Source organism: Pseudomonas sp. (assembly GCF_040514055.1).
GTDB lineage: Bacteria > Pseudomonadota > Gammaproteobacteria > Pseudomonadales > Pseudomonadaceae > Aquipseudomonas.
In genome coordinates this window covers 39,014-55,928 of sequence record NZ_JBEVDL010000023.1, presented here as the reverse complement: position 1 = coordinate 55,928, position 16,915 = coordinate 39,014, and the positions used below count along the sequence as shown (strand labels likewise).

Annotated in this window: 13 protein-coding genes; 10 read left to right on the top strand and 3 right to left on the bottom strand. The window is 65.1% G+C overall.

Translation table 11 applies throughout. The annotated features are described in order from the left end of the window. Positions 1–12: 12 nt before the first annotated feature. From ABWY06_RS05915 to ABWY06_RS05890, 6 genes are all read left to right on the top strand, one after another. Positions 13–1,770 (top strand): carbamoyltransferase family protein, encoded by a 1,758-nt coding sequence (locus tag ABWY06_RS05915; protein ID WP_353924634.1) that lies wholly within the window; start codon positions 13–15, stop codon positions 1,768–1,770. After that, the gene (locus ABWY06_RS05910; protein WP_353924633.1) at positions 1,754–2,890 is read left to right on the top strand and encodes a glycosyltransferase; all 1,137 of its coding nucleotides are present in this window, start codon (positions 1,754–1,756) and stop codon (positions 2,888–2,890) included. Before ABWY06_RS05915 ends, ABWY06_RS05910 begins: the two co-directional genes overlap by 17 nt. A gap of 76 nt (positions 2,891–2,966) precedes the next feature. Continuing rightward, a complete protein-coding gene (gene galE, locus ABWY06_RS05905; RefSeq protein WP_353924632.1) occupies positions 2,967–3,980 on the top strand; it encodes a UDP-glucose 4-epimerase GalE in 1,014 nt (337 codons plus the stop codon). A 29-nt stretch (positions 3,981–4,009) separates the two neighbouring features. Further along, positions 4,010–4,891, top strand: coding sequence for a DUF6625 family protein (locus ABWY06_RS05900; RefSeq protein WP_353924631.1), 882 nt, complete (start codon positions 4,010–4,012; stop codon positions 4,889–4,891). Then, entirely contained in the window at positions 4,888–6,042 is a 1,155-nt protein-coding gene (locus ABWY06_RS05895; protein WP_353924630.1) for a glycosyltransferase, read from the top strand. The genes ABWY06_RS05900 and ABWY06_RS05895 overlap by 4 nt, the downstream gene beginning before the upstream one ends. Next, entirely contained in the window at positions 6,039–6,920 is an 882-nt protein-coding gene (locus ABWY06_RS05890) for a glycosyltransferase (RefSeq protein WP_353924629.1), read from the top strand. The genes ABWY06_RS05895 and ABWY06_RS05890 overlap by 4 nt, the downstream gene beginning before the upstream one ends. A 38-nt stretch (positions 6,921–6,958) precedes the next feature. Here the strand turns inward: ABWY06_RS05890 and ABWY06_RS05885 are convergent, their stop codons facing one another. Further along, positions 6,959–8,185: an acyltransferase family protein gene (locus ABWY06_RS05885; protein WP_353924628.1), complete on the bottom strand. Its 1,227-nt coding sequence runs from the start codon at positions 8,183–8,185 to the stop codon at positions 6,959–6,961. Then, positions 8,182–10,053 carry an O-antigen ligase family protein gene (locus tag ABWY06_RS05880; RefSeq protein ID WP_353924627.1) on the bottom strand — a complete coding sequence of 624 codons (1,872 nt, stop codon included), beginning with the start codon at positions 10,051–10,053 and terminating at the stop codon, positions 8,182–8,184. Before ABWY06_RS05880 ends, ABWY06_RS05885 begins: the two co-directional genes overlap by 4 nt. 156 nt (positions 10,054–10,209) lie before the next feature. On the opposite strand from ABWY06_RS05880, the gene msbA reads away from it, so the two are divergent. The 4 genes from msbA to hldE all read left to right on the top strand — a co-directional run bounded on the left by msbA (position 10,210) and on the right by hldE (position 15,892). Further along, a complete protein-coding gene (gene msbA / locus ABWY06_RS05875; protein ID WP_502948152.1) occupies positions 10,210–12,075 on the top strand; it encodes a lipid A export permease/ATP-binding protein MsbA in 1,866 nt (621 codons plus the stop codon). Beyond that, positions 12,069–12,965: a GNAT family N-acetyltransferase gene (locus ABWY06_RS05870; protein ID WP_353924626.1), complete on the top strand. Its 897-nt coding sequence runs from the start codon at positions 12,069–12,071 to the stop codon at positions 12,963–12,965. The genes msbA and ABWY06_RS05870 overlap by 7 nt, the downstream gene beginning before the upstream one ends. A gap of 2 nt (positions 12,966–12,967) precedes the next feature. After that, on the top strand, positions 12,968–14,368 hold the full coding sequence (locus ABWY06_RS05865; protein ID WP_353924625.1) for a PIG-L deacetylase family protein: 1,401 nt from the start codon (positions 12,968–12,970) through the stop codon (positions 14,366–14,368). A 102-nt stretch (positions 14,369–14,470) separates the two neighbouring features. Beyond that, the gene (gene hldE, locus ABWY06_RS05860; RefSeq protein ID WP_353924624.1) at positions 14,471–15,892 is read left to right on the top strand and encodes a bifunctional D-glycero-beta-D-manno-heptose-7-phosphate kinase/D-glycero-beta-D-manno-heptose 1-phosphate adenylyltransferase HldE; all 1,422 of its coding nucleotides are present in this window, start codon (positions 14,471–14,473) and stop codon (positions 15,890–15,892) included. A gap of 47 nt (positions 15,893–15,939) precedes the next feature. Here hldE and ABWY06_RS05855 read toward each other — a convergent pair whose 3' ends face one another. Then, positions 15,940–16,884 carry a metal ABC transporter ATPase gene (locus ABWY06_RS05855; RefSeq protein ID WP_353924623.1) on the bottom strand — a complete coding sequence of 315 codons (945 nt, stop codon included), beginning with the start codon at positions 16,882–16,884 and terminating at the stop codon, positions 15,940–15,942. Positions 16,885–16,915: the final 31 nt, after the last annotated feature.

Sequence of the window (16,915 nt, the reverse complement as noted above, 5' to 3'; positions counted from 1 at the left end):
GAGGTTCTACCAGTGGCATTGACGATTCTCGGCCTATCCGGCGCCCTCAGTCATGACCCGTCCGCGGCGCTCTATATCGATGGCAAGTTGATTGCGGCCGCCGAAGAGGAGCGCTTCGTACGCGACAAGCACGCGAAGAACCGCATGCCCTATGAGTCGGCCAAGTTCTGCCTGGCGCAGGCGGGCATCACCCCCGCGGACGTCGATGTGGTGGCCATTCCCTTTGCTCCCATCAGCCTGTTCGGCAAGGCGCGCTGGCAATATGCCAAGCGCTACTGGTACGCCCCGGACCGAGCCCTCGACGCGATCCTGATGGGCAACCGGCGCTACAAGCGCTACCGCAACAAGATCGTCTGGTGCCTGGAGCAGCTGGGGTTCGATCCGAAGAAAATCAAGATCGAGCCGGTCGAGCACCACCTGGCCCACGCGTCCAGCGCCTACCATTGCTCCGGCTTCACGGAAAAGACCGCGATCCTCGGGATCGACGGCAAGGGTGAGTACGCCACCACCTTTTTTGGCTACGGCGAACACGGCAAGATCCACAAGATCAAGGAGTTCTTCGACCCGGATTCGCTCGGCGGGCTGTATGGCGCGATCACCGAGTTCCTCGGTTTCGAGATGCTCGACGGCGAGTTCAAGGTGATGGGCATGGCGCCCTATGGCGATGCCTCCAAGTACGATTTTTCGCGCCTGGCCAGCTTCGAGAACGGCGAGTTGGTGATCAACACCGAGTACGCCAACGTCATCGGGCTGCGGCGCTACAAGGAAAACGGCAAGGGCTTTTATTTCTCCAAGAAGCTGATCGACTGGCTGGGCCCCAAGCGGGTCGGTGATATCGCCGACGACCCCTATATTCATTATGCCGCCAGCATGCAGGCGCTGTTCGAGAAGCTGGCGTTGCAGATGATGGAGCACTACCTGGGCGACATCCTGCGCGAGACCGGCAAGATCGCCTTTGCCGGCGGTTGCGCGCTGAACGTCAAGCTCAACCAGAAGATCATCGCGTTGCCCCACGTCAAGGAGCTGTTCGTGCAACCCGCCTCGGGCGACGCCGGCACCGCGGTGGGGGCTGCCGCCTATGTCTCCCATGCGCGCGGCGTACCGGTGGAGAAGATGGAGCACGTCTACCTCGGCCCGTCCTACAGCAATGAGGACGTGATCGCCGCCTGTGCCCGGCATCCGAACCAGCCGCAATTCAAGCGTATCGACGACATGCCCCAGCGCATTGCCCGGATCATGGTCGGTGGCAATCCGGTGGCCTGGTTCCAGGGGCGTATGGAATTCGGCCCGCGGGCCCTCGGTGGGCGTTCGATCATCGGCTGTCCGAGCATTCCCGGCGTGGCCAACCGGATCAACGAACAGATCAAGTTCCGCGAGCGCTGGCGCCCCTTCTGTCCGTCGATGCTGGACACGGTCGGTCCGCAGATGATCAAGGTCGATCATCCGGCGCCCTTTATGACCTTCACCTTCGAGGTGGCGGACGAATGGAAAAGCCGTGTGCCGGAAGTGGTGCACGAGGACGGTACCTCGCGCGCCCAGGTGCTCGAGCGGCGTTTCAATCCGCGTTACTACGACATGATGAAGGCGCTGGAAGACCTGACCGGCAATGGGGTGTCGCTGAACACCTCGCTCAATCGTCGCGGCGAACCGATGATCTGCTCGCCCACCGACGCCTTGAACATGTTCTTCGGTTCGGACCTGCAGTACCTGATCATGGAAGATATTCTGGTGCTGAAGGAAGGTGTGGACGGGTATGACTCGATCAGCTGAACCTCGTGTACTGCAATTTTGCCACGGCTACGACGGCCCTTTCCTCGACTGCGCGCGTCAGTACGCGCGACTCTTCGAGGGCACGCCGTACAAGGTGACCACGGTCTTTTTGACCGGCGCGCCGGACCCCGAAGTCGCGCTCGCCTGCGCCTGCGACGAGGTGTTGTTCCTCGAGTACAGCTCGGCCCAGGTGCGTGGCCTAAAGTTCGCCGCCATCCGCGACCTGCGCGAGATCGCCCGCTCGCGGGATTTCCGTTTCTGCATCGCCCACCGCTTCAAGCCGGTGTATATCGCGCTGCTGGCGACGGGCTTGCCGGTGATCGGGGTGCACCATGCCTTCGATGATTATCGACGCCGCACCCGCCAATGGTTCGCCCGTTTTTTCAGCCGCCGCCTGAGCCTGCTCGGCGTGTCCGACGCAGTGCGCGACGATTTGCGCAAGCGCCTGCCGGGCTGGTCCGGCGAGCGCATCGAAACCCTGTATAACCGCATCGATATCGCCCGTCTGCGCGCCGAGCAGCTTGAACGGCGGGTGGCGCGTCGTCAGTTGGGGTTGCCGGAAGACGCCTGGATAGTGGGCAACGTCGGTCGCCTGCATCCGGACAAGGACCAGGCCAGCCTGCTCAGCGGGTTCGCCGCGGCCCTGCCGGGCTTGCCGGACAACAGCCTGCTGGCGATCCTCGGCAGCGGTCGCCTGGACGAGACACTGAAGGATCAAGCGCGCGAGCTGGGCATCGCCAAACAGGTGTATTTTCTCGGCCAGGTCCCCCAGGCGCGGCGTTTTTTCAAGGCCTTCGATGTGTTCGCCCTGAGTTCCGACCACGAGCCCTTCGGCATGGTGTTGCTGGAGGCGATGGCCGCCGGCACGCCACTGCTGGCCAGTGCCTGCGGTGGTGCGCGGGAGGTGGTGGAAGGGGTCGGTATCCTGTTTCCCCAGGGGGACGAAGCCGCCCTTGCCCAGGGTCTGGTGCACCTGGGGCAGCTCGACGAGCGCCAGCGCCGGGCCTGCGTCGCGGCCATGGACAGCCGCTTGCTCGAGCGGTTTTCCGATCACGCGGTCAGCCAGGCGTTCTGGCGCTTGCCGATGGTTGCCCGCTGGTGGGTTGAGCCGAACGCCTGACGGATCGTCATGGGCGCGCAGTAGGGTCGGGGCGGTACGCTGATCCTTCGATTAGCAAGGGTGTGGATGGGCTCAGATGAATGTATTGGTGACGGGCGGGGCCGGCTATATCGGTTCGCATACGGTGCTCGAACTGCTCGAGGGCGGGCACCAGGTGGTGGTGCTCGATAACCTGTCCAACAGCTGCCTGCAAGCGGTGCGCCGTGTCGAGCAACTGGCGGGCCGGAAGGTGCGCTTCGTCGAAGGTGATGTACGGGATGCGGCGCTACTGGCACAGCTGTTCGCCGCCGAACCCATCGATGCGGTGCTGCATTTCGCCGGTTTGAAAGCCGTCGGCGAGAGCCTCGACAACCCCCTGGAATACTATTCCAACAACGTCGCCGGGACCCTGACGTTGTGCCAGACGATGGCCGCTGCCGGGGTCTTCCGCTTGGTCTTCAGTTCCTCGGCAACCGTCTACGGCGAGCCCGCCAGCATGCCGGTCAGCGAGGCCTGTCCAACCGTCGAGCCGACCAATCCGTACGGGCGTAGCAAGCTGGTGGTTGAACACCTGTTGCAGGACCTGCAGCGCTCCGACCCGCGCTGGGCGATCGGTCTGTTGCGCTATTTCAATCCGATTGGCGCCCACGCCAGCGGGCTGATCGGCGAGGATCCGCTGGGAGTGCCGAATAACCTGCTGCCCTACGTCTGTCAGGTGGCGATCGGAAAGCTCGAGTGCTTGTGGGTGCACGGCAACGACTACCCGACAGTGGACGGCACGTGCGTGCGTGACTACATCCATGTCGTCGACCTGGCCACGGGGCACCTGCGGGCCCTGGAATTCCTCTGCGGGCAGCCAGGCTGCCACATCTGGAACCTGGGCACCGGCCAGGGGCATTCGGTGCTGGAGGTGGTGCGGGCGTTCGAGCAGGCGGCCGGCTGTGCCGCGCAGTACCAGATCGGTCCGCGCCGCGCCGGCGACATCGCCGCCAGCTGGGCCGACCCGAACAAGGCACTGCGTGAACTGGGCTGGAAAGCCGAGCGCGGCCTGGGGCAAATGCTGGTGGACGCCTGGCGTTGGCAAAACCAAAATCCGCAAGGCTATCGCTGATCTTATTCGGGAGGCCCGTGGGGCAGGTTATGAACGATTCACCGCGCATCTGCCTGTTGATGCCCTATTTTGGCCAGTGGCCGTTCTGGATGGCGTTTTTCCTCGAGAGCTGCCGGCACAATCCCGATATCGACTGGCTGTTCTACAGCGACTGCGCGCCGCTGGAAAACTGCCCGGCCAATGTGCGCGTGATCCCCATGGGTTTTCCCGAGTATTGCCAGCAGGTCAGCCGCACCCTGGGCATCGATTTCCAGCCGCGGCAGGCGTACAAGCTGTGCGATATCCGCCCGGCCTTCGGCCAGATCCATGCCGATGAGCTGCAGGGCTATGATTTCTGGGGGTTTGGTGATATCGACCTGGTCTATGGCAATCTGCGCGGCTATTTCACCGATGCCCGGCTGCGCGACAAGGACCTGTACTCCACCCATGCGCGAAGGGTGTCGGGGCACCTGTGCCTGATTCGCAACACTGAGCGCATGCGCACGGCGTTCCAGCGTATCCCGCGCTGGCGCGAGCGGTTCTGCGATCCCCAGCACCAGGCCCTGGACGAGGGCGCCTTCACCCGCCTGTTCCTGCGCCACAAGAACCTGCCGCCCCGCCTGCAGCGCTGGTTGGGGCGGTTCAATCCCTGGTACCGGCGCAGCGAGTTCGTCGAGGCCTTCAGCACTCCGCTGGGACGTATCGACTGGCTCGATGGCAGCCGTAACTTTCCCCAGCGCTGGTTCTGGGCGCCAGGCTCGCTGCGTAACGAGCGCGACGGCGCGCGCGAGTTTCCTTATTTTCACTTCATCGTCTGGAAGCGCGAGGCCTGGGACGCGTTGTCGCCCGAGGCACTGGCCGCCTCCAGCGTTTTTGCCGCGAGCGGCGCCTGGTCGATCAGTGCCCAGGGTTTCGAGCAGGGACCGTCATGAATACAAGGGTCAAGGTGCTGCAGTTGCAGCCGGACTACAACGTCAAGGCACACGACTTCGCCGACCTGGCCGAGCAGATCGTCAAGGCGCTGCCGACCGAGCGTTTCGAAGTGGTGGCGGCGTTCCTGCGGGGTGAGCCAGGGCCTGGCGAGCCGGTCAGTCGGGCCGAGCGCTCGTTGTACTTCCGTTTTTCCGACAAGCAGCTTAAGGGCTTGCGCCTGCGCGCCATGTGGCGGTTGTATCGCTATTGCCGCGAGGAAGGCTTCGACGTGGTGATCTGCAACCGCTTCAAACCGGTGAACATGTTGCTGCAGCTCAATCGCTGGTTGAAGGTGCCGCTGTGCATTGGCATTTCCCATGGTTTCGGCGAGTACGACCGCTATTACCGGCGGCGCCAGGCCCGCAAGCTGATCGACCGCGCCTGGTGTTTTGTCGGGGTTTCCCCGGCGGTGAAACAGTACCTGCTCGACTGCGGCTGTGGTTTTAGCGATGCCAATACCGTGGCCATTACCAACGCCATCGATATCCCCCAGGCCGAGGCGTTGCAGCTGAGTCGGGACGACGCGCGCCAACAGCTCGGACTGGACGCGGGCGCGCGGCTGATCGGCGCCCTGGGCCGCCTGGTGCCGGTTAAGGGCCATATCTACCTGCTGCAGGCCTTCGCCCCGCTCAAGGACAAGTACCCCACCGCGCAGCTGGCGATCATCGGCAAGGGACGCGAGGAAGCGCGCCTGCGAGCCGAGGTGCAGCGTCTCGGTTTGCAGGACCGTGTGCACCTGCTCGGCTTTCGCGAGAACGCGCTGCGCTATGTCCGTGCATTCGACCTGTGGACCATGCCGTCGCTGGCCGAAGGGCTGGGCCTGGCCCTGCTCGAGGGCATGAGCGGGCATCTGCCGGTGATCGCCTCGAGCGTGCCGGCCATGCTGCCGCTGATCGAGGGCGCCGATGGCCTGGCGGTGGCGCCCAGGGATGTGGCAGCACTGAGCCATGCCCTGGACAGCTACCTGGGGCTTTCGGATGCACAATTGCAGGCCAAGGGTGAGCAGGCCTACCGTTACCTGCAGCGCGAACATGATATCGAGGTCTTCCGCCGTGCCTACCTGCAGTTGATCGATTCCCGCCTGAGCCTGGCGCGCAAGGAGCCTGCATGAGCCAGTCGTCGCCCTTGGTGAGCGTGATCATCGCCTCCTACAACCACGGGCCTTATATCGAGCAGAGCATCCTCAGCGTGCTGGGCCAGAGTTATCCGCATATCGAGCTGCTGGTCATTGACGATGGCTCCAGCGACGACAGTGTCGAGCGGATTCGCCGCCTGCAGGCCGAGCACGGCTTCGATTTCCAGGTGCAACCGAACCAGGGGTTGACCCACACGCTGAATGCCGCGATTGCGCGAGCCAGGGGCAGCCTGATCGCGCCGTTCGGTTCGGACGACATCATGCTGCCCGAACGTATCGCCACCCAGGTCGCCTACCTGGAGGGCAAGCCCGAGGTGGGCATTTGCGCGGGTAATATCGAGTTGATCGATGCCCAGGGCCAGCTCTTTCCCGAGAAGCGTCAGCGCCGCGACGTGCCGTTCCGGCGCCTGGACTTCGACGACATGTTTCTCGAGCGCAAGCCTTATCCGCCAGCGCCAACCCTGCTGATCCGCCGCGAAGCGCTGGACAAGGTCGGCGGTTTCGATCCGCAGATCCGCCTGGAAGACTTGCTGATCGAGCTGAAGATCACCCGCGCCGGCTATTTTATCGACGGGCTGGGCGTGGTGATGGCGCGCTACCGCAAGCACGCGACCAACTCCTACAAGAACCACCGCTTTATGATCGAGAACATCTTGCGCTCTTATGCCCTGTTCAGCGATCACCCGCGTTACGACGAAGTGCGCCTGAAGTTTCTCAATTCGATGTTCCTCAAGACCGCCAACCGTGACCGTGGCCTGGCGCGCGAGCTGCTGGGGCAAATTCCGTTGCGGGCCTGGAACCGCAAGACCCTGCGCGGCCTGCTGCGTATGTGCGGGCCGCGGGAACGAGGCTGAAGCAGCGCTCGGCGGAACTGCCGTTCGCCGCCGTGCTCTCAAGGGTGCCGCAGGTTCTCGTCAACGGCCGTCGGGGAGGGCTGTCGGCGCCTGAGCCAGCCGATCAGGCGTTTGCCGGCGGCCATGCCGGGCTTCTCCAGATAGAGGAAGGTCAGGCTGCTCAGCAGCACCAGCAGGCAGGTCGCGCCCGCCAGCAGCGCCAGGTAGGGCAGTGGCGGGCGGATATCGAAGGGCAGCAGTAGCGGCAGGCGTTGCACTACCAGCCACAGCACGAATCCGTGCAGCAGGTAGGTGCTGTAGCTGATCTCCCCCAGCCAGCGCAGGGCCCTGGGCTGCAAGGCGCCGAAGAGCCGGTTGCCCGAGGCGACGATCGCGAAGAACAGTCCGAGCAGCAGCAGCGGCACCAGCGCGAAGCTTTTGCGAAAAGCAGTCATCACCACCAGCAGCGCCAGCAGCGCGAGCGCCCCGGCCAGGCGCGAGCGTCCCCAGTCGACCAGGGCCGGGCGGCGGACCCAGTAGGCGGCTGCGATACCGCCGAGGAAGCTTGCCAGGTAATGTTTTTTCAACGAGTGGTTCCAGCCGATCAGCTGGTACAGCAGGTAGATGCCGGCCAGGCACAACAGCACCTGCGGCCAGGGACCGCGCTTGAGGAAAACCAGGCTCAGCAGCGGCAGGGCCAGGTAGAAGAACACTTCGTAGCTCAGGGTCCAGGTGACATTGGCGATCAGCATGCCGGTGTGCGGGTAGGCGTTGATATCCGGTCGATCGAAGCTAAGCCACAGCAGTACCTGCTTGAGCACGGCCCAGGGCGACTCGTGTAATCGCCAGTCCTGCATCCAGAATACGCTGATCAATACCACCGCCAGCAGCGGCAGGTACAGCGGGTAGAGGCGGAACACCCGCGACACCGCAAAGGCCAGCCAGTCATGCCGGTCGCCCTGTTCCAACAGGCGGTGCCAGAACAGAAACCCGGTGATCATGAAAAACAGCGCGACGCTGGTCACGCCGATCTGCGCGTAGAAATTGCTCGGCGGTACGGCAAGCTGTCCGCTGTCCAGGTAGAACCAGGTGATCACCGCATGGTGGATAAAGACCCCGAGGGCCAGGTAGCCGCGTAAACCGTCGATGCTGGCAAAACGGGCCGAGCCGTTGCTGTCCAGGGACCTGGCGATAGCCGGCATGCAACGCAGCAGCAGACTCGCGCACAGCAGGGCCAAGGCATAGACCGCCACGGCCAGCAGCGGGTGAAGGATCCACTGGCTCACGGCGCCGCCGCCTCGACGTCATTGCCGAGTCGGCGAATCTGGGTGCGCAGGTGTTCGGTGGCGCGGCGCGACGCCTGCTCGGCATAGCCACTGAGCAACGCTTCGGCATGCTCCTGGAACAACCAGATCCGCTCCTGCGGGTAGCGGCGCATATGATGCAGGTTACGCTGGCGCAAGGCCCGGCTCAGCGGCGACGGCAGGATGCGCATGTCGGCCAGGTCGATCAGGCCGAACTCGTGGTTCGCCATGATCAATACGTTTCCCAGGTGCAGTGAGCGGAAGTACACCCCGCGGTCATGCAGCGTGCCGAGGAATTCACCGAAACGCCGCACCAGTGCCTGGCGCTCGGCTGGGCCTGGCAGTGCCTGCAGGGTCTGGCGCAAGGTCTGCCCAGGCAGGGGTTGATAGCGCACGGCGGTGCTGCCGTCCTTCAGGCGGTACAGACCCAATACCTGCGGGGTGGCGATGGCCAGCGCCCGCAGGTGCTCGCTGTTGAGGGCGAAGCGTTCGGCGTAAGGATTGAAGCTGCCGGAGGAGAACCAGCGGCGCCGGCGGAACAGCTTGAAGAAGCTGCCGTCGGACAGACGCAGCACCTTGGGGCCCAAGCCATCCGCCTCGATGACCAGGGCGTGGGCGCACAGCTGCTCGGCAGCCGCCACGCTGAGCTCGGTCACCGGGTAGTTGAGCAATCGTCGGTGGCGGTTGGCGATGCACAGTGCCGCGATCAGTGCCAGGGGAATCCACAGCAGGAACCAGTGCTCCTTGGGGCGTGAAAGAATCCCGCCGCCTTCGGTCAGGCCGGCACCGATACCGAACACCAGCCAGGTCGAGGCCAGGATAAACAGCGGTTGGGCGCGTTGGCGCCAGCTGGCGAGCAAGGCCCAGGCCTGCACGAATAGCCAGGGCAGCAGGCCCAGGATACCGACGTAATACAGCACACCCAGGGCAAAGTTATGCGGTTCGCGCAGTGCGTAGCCGGTTCCCGGGTCGAGACTCAGGTTGGCGCTGTAACCATGTCCGATCCAGGGGTGTTCGGCGATCTTGCCCAGGGTCAGTTGCCAGAGGTCACGCCGGTAGGAGTCGCCGCGGGTCATGATCAGCTCGGGGAACAGCAGCAGGAACACTGTGCCGGTCAACAACAACGCGGCGATCAGCAGCGGCGAACCCCGGTGCCAGCAGATAAAGCTGAGCCACAGCGCTGCCAGGCTGAGGGCCACCAGGGGGGTCCTCGAACCGGTCGCGACCACCGCGGCGAACATCACCACCAAGGCTGGAATGCTCAGCCAGAGCAAGTGTGGGCGGCGGGTGGTCAGGCTCAGGCTGAGCCAGTAGACACAGAAAAAACCGAACAGGTGCGAACTCAGCAGCGGATTGTCCAGGGCCCCGGAGCCGATCAGTCGATCGCCGGGGTGGTAGTCGCCCGCGACGAAGCCGATCAGGCTGTACAGCGAGGTGCCCAGGGCCACCAGCGCGGCCCCCAGCAGCACTGGTTGCAGGCTTTCGCTGCGATGGCGCAGCAGCAGGTAGCAGCCGAAAAACAGCATCAGGGTATGCAGCGGGCGCTTGCTCAGCTTCCAGCCTGCTTCGTCACCTCCGCCCCAGGCCAGGCTAAGTAACGCCCAGCCGGCGAACAGCAGAAAGCCGATGACGATGGGCTCTTTGAGCAACTTGAGAAATTCCGCGGGGCGCAAGCACAGCGCCAGCAAGGCTGGAATGCTGAAGGTGGCGTAGAACAGTTTCTGGTGCAGGCTGCGTTCGGGCAGCAGAAACAGCGCGGCCAGCAATGACAGGTAGCCGATCGGCAATACCCAGAGGCAAATGAGGTCGAATGCCCGATTCGAACAGGTATGAAGACCACTGAAATGCATGCTGGCGAGCCGATGGGGAAATGACGGGGCATACTAACGTAATGGCCGCTTAATTTCGCCTGAGGGTATCGCCGCGGCGCGGCGTGATTGTCGACTGCCGGCCCTACGCGCAAGCTGTGCTAAAGTCAGCGTCCTTTTGGATTGCCGCCGCGTGATATGACCGACTCCAGTCTCAGCGCAAGCCCTTCGAGCTTGAAGATCTACTTCCGTCTGCTTGGCTACGTGCGCCCTTATGCCGGGCTTTTCCTGCTGAGTATCCTTGGCTTTCTGATGTTTGCCTCGACCCAGCCGATGCTGGGTTACATGCTCAAATACTTCGTCGATGGTTTGACCAATCCCCAGGCCGTGTTGTTTCCGGCCATCCCGGTATTGCGCGACCTGCGGCTGCTGCAGGCGGTACCGTTGCTGATCGTGCTGATCGCTGCCTGGCAGGGGGTCGGTTCCTACCTGGGCAACTACTTCCTGGCCAAGGTCTCCCTCGGCCTGGTGCATGACCTGCGGGTGGCCTTGTTCAACAAGCTGCTGGTACTGCCGAACCGTTATTTCGACAACCACAATTCCGGCCATCTGATCTCGCGCATCACCTTCAACGTGACCATGGTCACCGGTGCGGCAACCGATGCGATCAAGGTGGTTATTCGCGAAGGCATGACGGTGATCTTCCTGTTCGCCTCGTTACTCTGGATGAACTGGCGCCTGACCCTGGTGATGGTCGCGGTGCTGCCGCTGATTGCGCTGATGGTCAGGACTGCCAGCAAGAAATTCCGCAAGCAGAGCAAGAAGATCCAGGTGGCCATGGGCGATGTCACCCATGTGGCTTCGGAGACCATCCAGGGCTATCGGGTGGTGCGCAGCTTCGGCGGCGAGACCTACGAGCAGACGCGTTTTCTCAGCGCCAGCCAGAGCAACACTGACCGCCAGCTGCGCATGACCCGTACCGGGGCGATCTACACGCCCATGCTGCAGCTGGTGATCTATATCGCCATGGCGTCGCTGCTGTTCCTGGTGCTCTACCTGCGCGGCGAGTCATCGGTGGGCGACCTGGTGGCCTATATCACCATGGCCGGCCTGTTGCCCAAGCCTATCCGGCAACTGTCGGAAGTGAGCTCGACCATCCAGAAAGGCGTGGCTGGCGCCGAAAGCATTTTTGAGCAACTGGACGAAGTGGCCGAGGTCGACCAGGGCACCGTTGAGCGCGACGCGGTCAGCGGCCGGCTCGAGGTGCGTCACCTGAGCTTCACCTACCCGGGCGGCGAGCGGCCGGTGCTCGACGACATCAGTTTCGTCGCCGAGCCTGGGCAGATGGTGGCCCTGGTGGGCCGCTCCGGCAGTGGCAAGTCGACCCTGGCCAGCCTGATTCCGCGCTTCTACCACCACGAACAGGGGCAGATCCTGCTCGACGGGGTGGAGGTGGAAGACTTCAGCCTGCGCAACCTGCGCCGGCATATCGCCCTGGTGACCCAGCAGGTGACTCTGTTCAACGACACCGTGGCCAACAACATCGCCTATGGCGACCTGGCTGGCGCGCCGCTGGAGGATATCCAGCGGGCCTCCGCCTCGGCCTACGCCGCTGAATTCGTCGAGCGCATGCCCCAGGGTTACCAGACCCTGGTCGGGGAAAACGGCGTGCTGCTGTCCGGTGGCCAACGCCAGCGCCTGGCAATTGCCCGCGCCTTGCTGAAAAATGCGCCGTTGTTGATCCTGGACGAAGCCACCTCGGCCCTGGATACCGAGTCGGAGCGGCATATCCAGGGAGCCCTGGACGAGGTGATGAAGGGCCGCACCACCCTGGTGATCGCCCACCGCCTGACCACCATTGAAAAAGCCGACCTGATCCTGGTGATGGACCAGGGGCGCATCGTCGAGCGCGGCAGCCACGCCGAGCTGCTGGCGCTGAACGGCTATTACGCGCGGCTGCACGCCCGCCAGTTCGAGGACGTGCCCGTCGCAGTGGGCAGCGCAGCGACCGGCGACAGCGAGGCCCGGGTGCTGTTCGGCAAAGGTGCTGGCCCGGCATGTTGAACGCCTGGCGGGGCTGGCGGGAACGGGGCTGGACGCCAATCGACGCCAGCAGCTACGCCCAGGCCTGGCAGCGCTACGGTGGCAGCCTGGCGACTCACCCCGAAGTGGTCGCGCGCCTGGCCGGCCTGGCCGGCCTGCCGGTGCGCTATCTGGGGTGGCTCGACCAGGACGAGGTCAAGGCGGCGCTGCCCTGCTGGGGCCGGCACCTGGCGCTGTCCAAGGATGTGCTGAAAAAGACCGGCCGACGTGGCCTGTTCGACCTGGGCAATGCCGAGATCATCCTGCCGGTGGCCGCCGATGCCTGTGTGCCGGTGCGCCAGCGCATGCGCTACGTGTCGGCGCTGAATGCCGGACGGGTTGCCACCCTGCGATCGCAAGCCGAGGGCCTGGCCCTGGCCCGTGCGCCGGAGGACTATTCGAAGAAATTTCGCTACAACCAGCGCCGGGAACAGCGCCTGCTGGAAGAGGCGGGCGGGGTGTTGCGACCCATGCTGGACTTCAGCCCGGCCGAGCAGGCAAGCATGTACGCCGACCTGTTCCAACGCCGCTGGCAGTTCGAGGCGCCGGGCAAGGCGCACCTGGTCGAGGTCTTTGGCCTGCTGCGTGAGTTTATGACCGGCTCGGTGGTGTTTCTCGCCGAGGCGCCCATCGCCATCCAGGTGCTGTACCGGGTCGAAGCGCCCGAGTGGGTTTCCCTGGAGTACATCAACGGTGGGGTCGATCCGCTGACCCGCGACTTCAGCCCCGGCAGTGTGCTGAGCTTCGTCAACACCCAGGCCGCCTGGGAAGACGCCCGGGCGCTGGGCAAACCGCTGCGGTACTCCTTCGGCCGAGCCGACCGCGAATACAAGGACCGCTGGTGTCACAGCGTGCCGGTGTATCAGGTATAGCCATGAGCGACCGTAAACAGCAGTTGCTGCGCCGCCATCGGCGGCAAAAACGTCTGGTGTTGCTGGCCGCGTTGCCCTTGCTGCTGCTCGCGGGCTGGTTCGGTCCGTTCTGGCTGGTGCCGCTGCTGCTGGGGCTGGGCTGGGTTGCCCATGAAGCCTGGTTCGCCGATCATTTGTTTTACTCCCCGGGCGATGATTACCAGTACCGCTTTGGCGACCCGGCGACCGCCGTGCCGGTGCAACTGGCCGATGGCTGGCTGCGGGTCCCGAGCGACCTGCTGGCGGCCGACACCCTGATCCTGCAACTGCGCCTGCGCAGCGGCTGGCTGGGCCGCTGCTGGGATCCCCAGGTGTGGATCGGCGACGATCGCCAGGATTTCGAGCGCGGCGTCTCCGGCCAGCGCTACCTCAACCTGTCGGGCCAGTTCGAGGCCCTGGGGCGTGGCGAGCTGCGCTTGCGCGGGCGCTTTTGCCGCCTGCCGGACAACGCCACCCTGTACGTGCTGCCCAACCCCGACTATGCGCAGCAACGGCTGATGGTGATCGCGCCCCATGCCGACGACGCCGAGCTGGCCGCGTTTGGCCAATACAGCCGCTGCCCCGAGGCCAGCATCGTCACCCTGACCCAGGGCGAGATCGAGGCCGAGACCTACCAGCGCCTGGGCCTGGACCCCGCCGCCGCGGCTCGCCTGAAGGGTCGCTTGCGGGCCTGGGACAGCCTGGCGGTGCCGCTCTGGGGTGGGATACCGCAGGCGCGTTGCGTGCAGTTGGGGCACTACTGCCTGCAGCTGGCGGCCATGGCCCAGGCGCCCGAGCGTGGCTTCGGCTCACGTGAGTCGCAGCAGGCCGATACCCGCACGGTGCGCCAGCACAACCCGTTGCAGCTGCCCGGCGATCGGGATGGCGTGCCGAGCTGGCACAACCTGGTGGCCGATCTGGTGGCCCTGCTGGAGCATTTTCGCCCGGAGGTGGTGGTCACCCCGCATCCCCAGTTGGATCCCCACAGCGATCATGTGGCGGCGACCCAGGCCCTGTTGCAAGCCATCGAGCGCAGCGACTGGCGACCACGAACGCTGCTGTTGTATGCCAATCACCTGCACGACAACGATCGCTGGCCCATGGGGCCGGCGGGGTTCGGCATCGCCTTGCCGCCCGCCCTGACGCCCCTGCCGGCGGACGGCCTGTGGAGCCCCGGCCTGGACGCCGGAAAGCGCCTGGACAAGGCCATGGCGCTGGCCATGCAGCACGACCTGCAGGGCCGCCTGGCGTTGAAGAAGCGTCTGCGCCGCTGGTGCCAATACCTGCTGGCCGGGCGCCGCTGGCCGGCCACCGGCGAGGATGAATTCTTTCGCAAGGCGGTGCGCCGGCATGAACTGTTCTGGGTTCGGCGGCTCGATTCCTGAGCCGGGCCGGCCGACCTTCAATCCGCCGGGCGGCGGGCGTCACTGACGCGCCGCCCTGGCCTGGGTTATGATCCGCGGCGTTTTCGCCGCCCCGGAGATCCGATGAAGTTGTCCATGCCCCGTTTCGATCTGGCCCCAGTCCTGGTGGTCGGTGATGTCATGCTCGACCGCTACTGGCATGGCGGTACCTCGCGGATTTCACCGGAAGCGCCGGTGCCGGTGGTCAAGGTCAACCAGATCGAAGACCGCCCCGGTGGCGCCGCCAACGTCGCGCTGAACATCGCCGCGCTGGGCGCGCCGGCCTCGCTGGTCGGCGTCACCGGCGTCGACGAGGCGGCCGACAGCCTCGCCGCCAGCTTGGCCGCGGCGGGTGTCACCGCCCGTTTCCAGCGCATCGCCGGGCAGCCGACCATCGTCAAACTGCGGGTCATGAGCCGCCACCAGCAGCTGCTGCGCATGGACTTCGAGGAGCGTTTCAACACCGACGCCGAGGCCCTGGCCGCCGAGGTCGAGGCCTTGCTGGACGGGATCAAGGTCCTGGTGCTGTCGGACTACGGCAAGGGTGCGCTGCAGAATCACCAGGTACTGATCCAGTCGGCACGGCGCCGCGGCATTGCCGTGCTGGCCGACCCCAAGGGCGCGGATTTCGGCATCTACCGCGGTGCCAGTTTGATCACCCCGAACCTGGCGGAATTCGAAACCATAGTCGGGCGCTGCGCGGATGAGGCCGAGCTGGTCAGCCGTGGCGCGCGACTGATGCTGGAGCTGGAGCTGGGCGCCTTGCTGGTGACCCGCGGCGAACACGGCATGACGCTGCTGCGTCCGGACCATCCAGCGCTGCACCTGCCGGCCCGCGCGCGGGAAGTGTTCGACGTGACCGGTGCCGGGGATACGGTGATTTCTACCCTGGCTGCCGCCTTGGCGGCGGGCGAGGAGTTGCCCCAGGCCGTGGCGTTGGCCAACCTGGCGGCCGGCATTGTGGTCGGCAAACTCGGCACTGCGGCCATCAGTGCCCCGGAACTGCGGCGCGCGGTGCAGCGCGAGCAAGGTTCCGAGCGCGGCGTGTTGAGCCCCGATCAACTGCTCAGCACCATCGAGGACGCCCGTGCCCATGGCGAGCGCATCGTTTTCACCAACGGCTGTTTCGATATCCTGCATGCCGGCCATGTCGCCTACCTGGAGCAGGCCCGCGCCCAGGGCGATCGATTGGTGGTGGCGATCAATGACGACGCCTCGGTCAGTCGGTTGAAAGGGCCGGGGCGGCCGATCAACTCGGTGGACCGGCGCATGGCGGTGCTGGCCGGTCTCGGTGCGGTGGACTGGGTGGTGAGCTTCGCCGAACCGACCCCCGAGCGGCTCATCAAGCTGATCAAGCCCGAGGTGCTGGTCAAGGGCGGTGACTACGGCATCGATCAGGTGGTCGGCGCCGACCTGGTGCGCGCCTATGGCGGCACGGTCAAGGTCCTGGGGCTGGTGGAAAACAGCTCGACCACCGCCATCGTCGAGAAAATTCGCGGGCAGTAGCCGCTTCAGCGCTGTGAGCCGCCAGGCTGCGGCGTTCGCTCGCCTGCTCAAGCCCGCTTCAGCAGGCTGCGGGTTTTGTCCATCAGGCGTTTGAGCCGGCTACGCGGCGCCAACTCGGACAACTGCTGTTGCGCGCACCATTGCTTCCAGCTGATGCGTTCGTCCCTGACCAGCCAACCGTCCTGGGCCGCGAAACTCTCGGCCAGCCAGCGGCCGCGGGTGCTGGCCGGCTTGAGCTGGCCACGGGTGAGGGTAAACAGCGCGGCGCAGGGTTTGCCCTGCTCCAACGGCATCAGGTAAAGGTCGGGTCGGGCGCGGTCCAGCCGGGTCACCAACTGGTTGGCCTCCAGGCGTTCGTCGACGTGCAGCAAGCTCAGCTCACGGGTGTCCTTGGGCAGCGTCAGGCGCAGGTCGTAAATCAGTTGCAGCGAGGCGGTCGGCAGGTGGACATAGGCCCGTGGTCGCTCCAGCAATGGCATGGCGCCACAGCGCACCGGCCGTGCCGCGCCGGACAACGGGCTGAGATCGAAGTGCGCCGTCTCCCGATACCGCAGCGGCCCGGCGTAGGGGGTTGGCAGCCAGGTGTGGCCAAAACGTCCGCCGAGCCAGCCTTCCGGCGTTTCCAGCAGGCACTCCTCGGCGACTTCCTGGATGGCGGTGAGCAAGGGCAGGTTCAGCTCATGGGCGGGCACGTAGCCGGAGATCAGCTTGAGCACATCGTCGCCACGATCCAGTCGCCGTTGACGCACCAGCAGCCAATAGTCGCGGCCCTGCCAGTTCAGGGTCAGGCGCACCGAGACCCCGAGGTTGGCCAGTTCCTGGCTGAAACGCTGGCTGTCGGCGATCTGCAGCGGCCGTCGACGGTCGAGCATCTGCTTGAAATTCAGCGGCATGCCGCGGCCCTGGTAAGTCAGACCCTCGGGGCTGGCGTCGACCAGCAAGGGCAGGGTCTTGAATGTGCCGGGGTCCTTGCGGACGAGAATGCGCGGCATGGCGGCTCCTTCCTGGGAGGGGGCCGCGGTG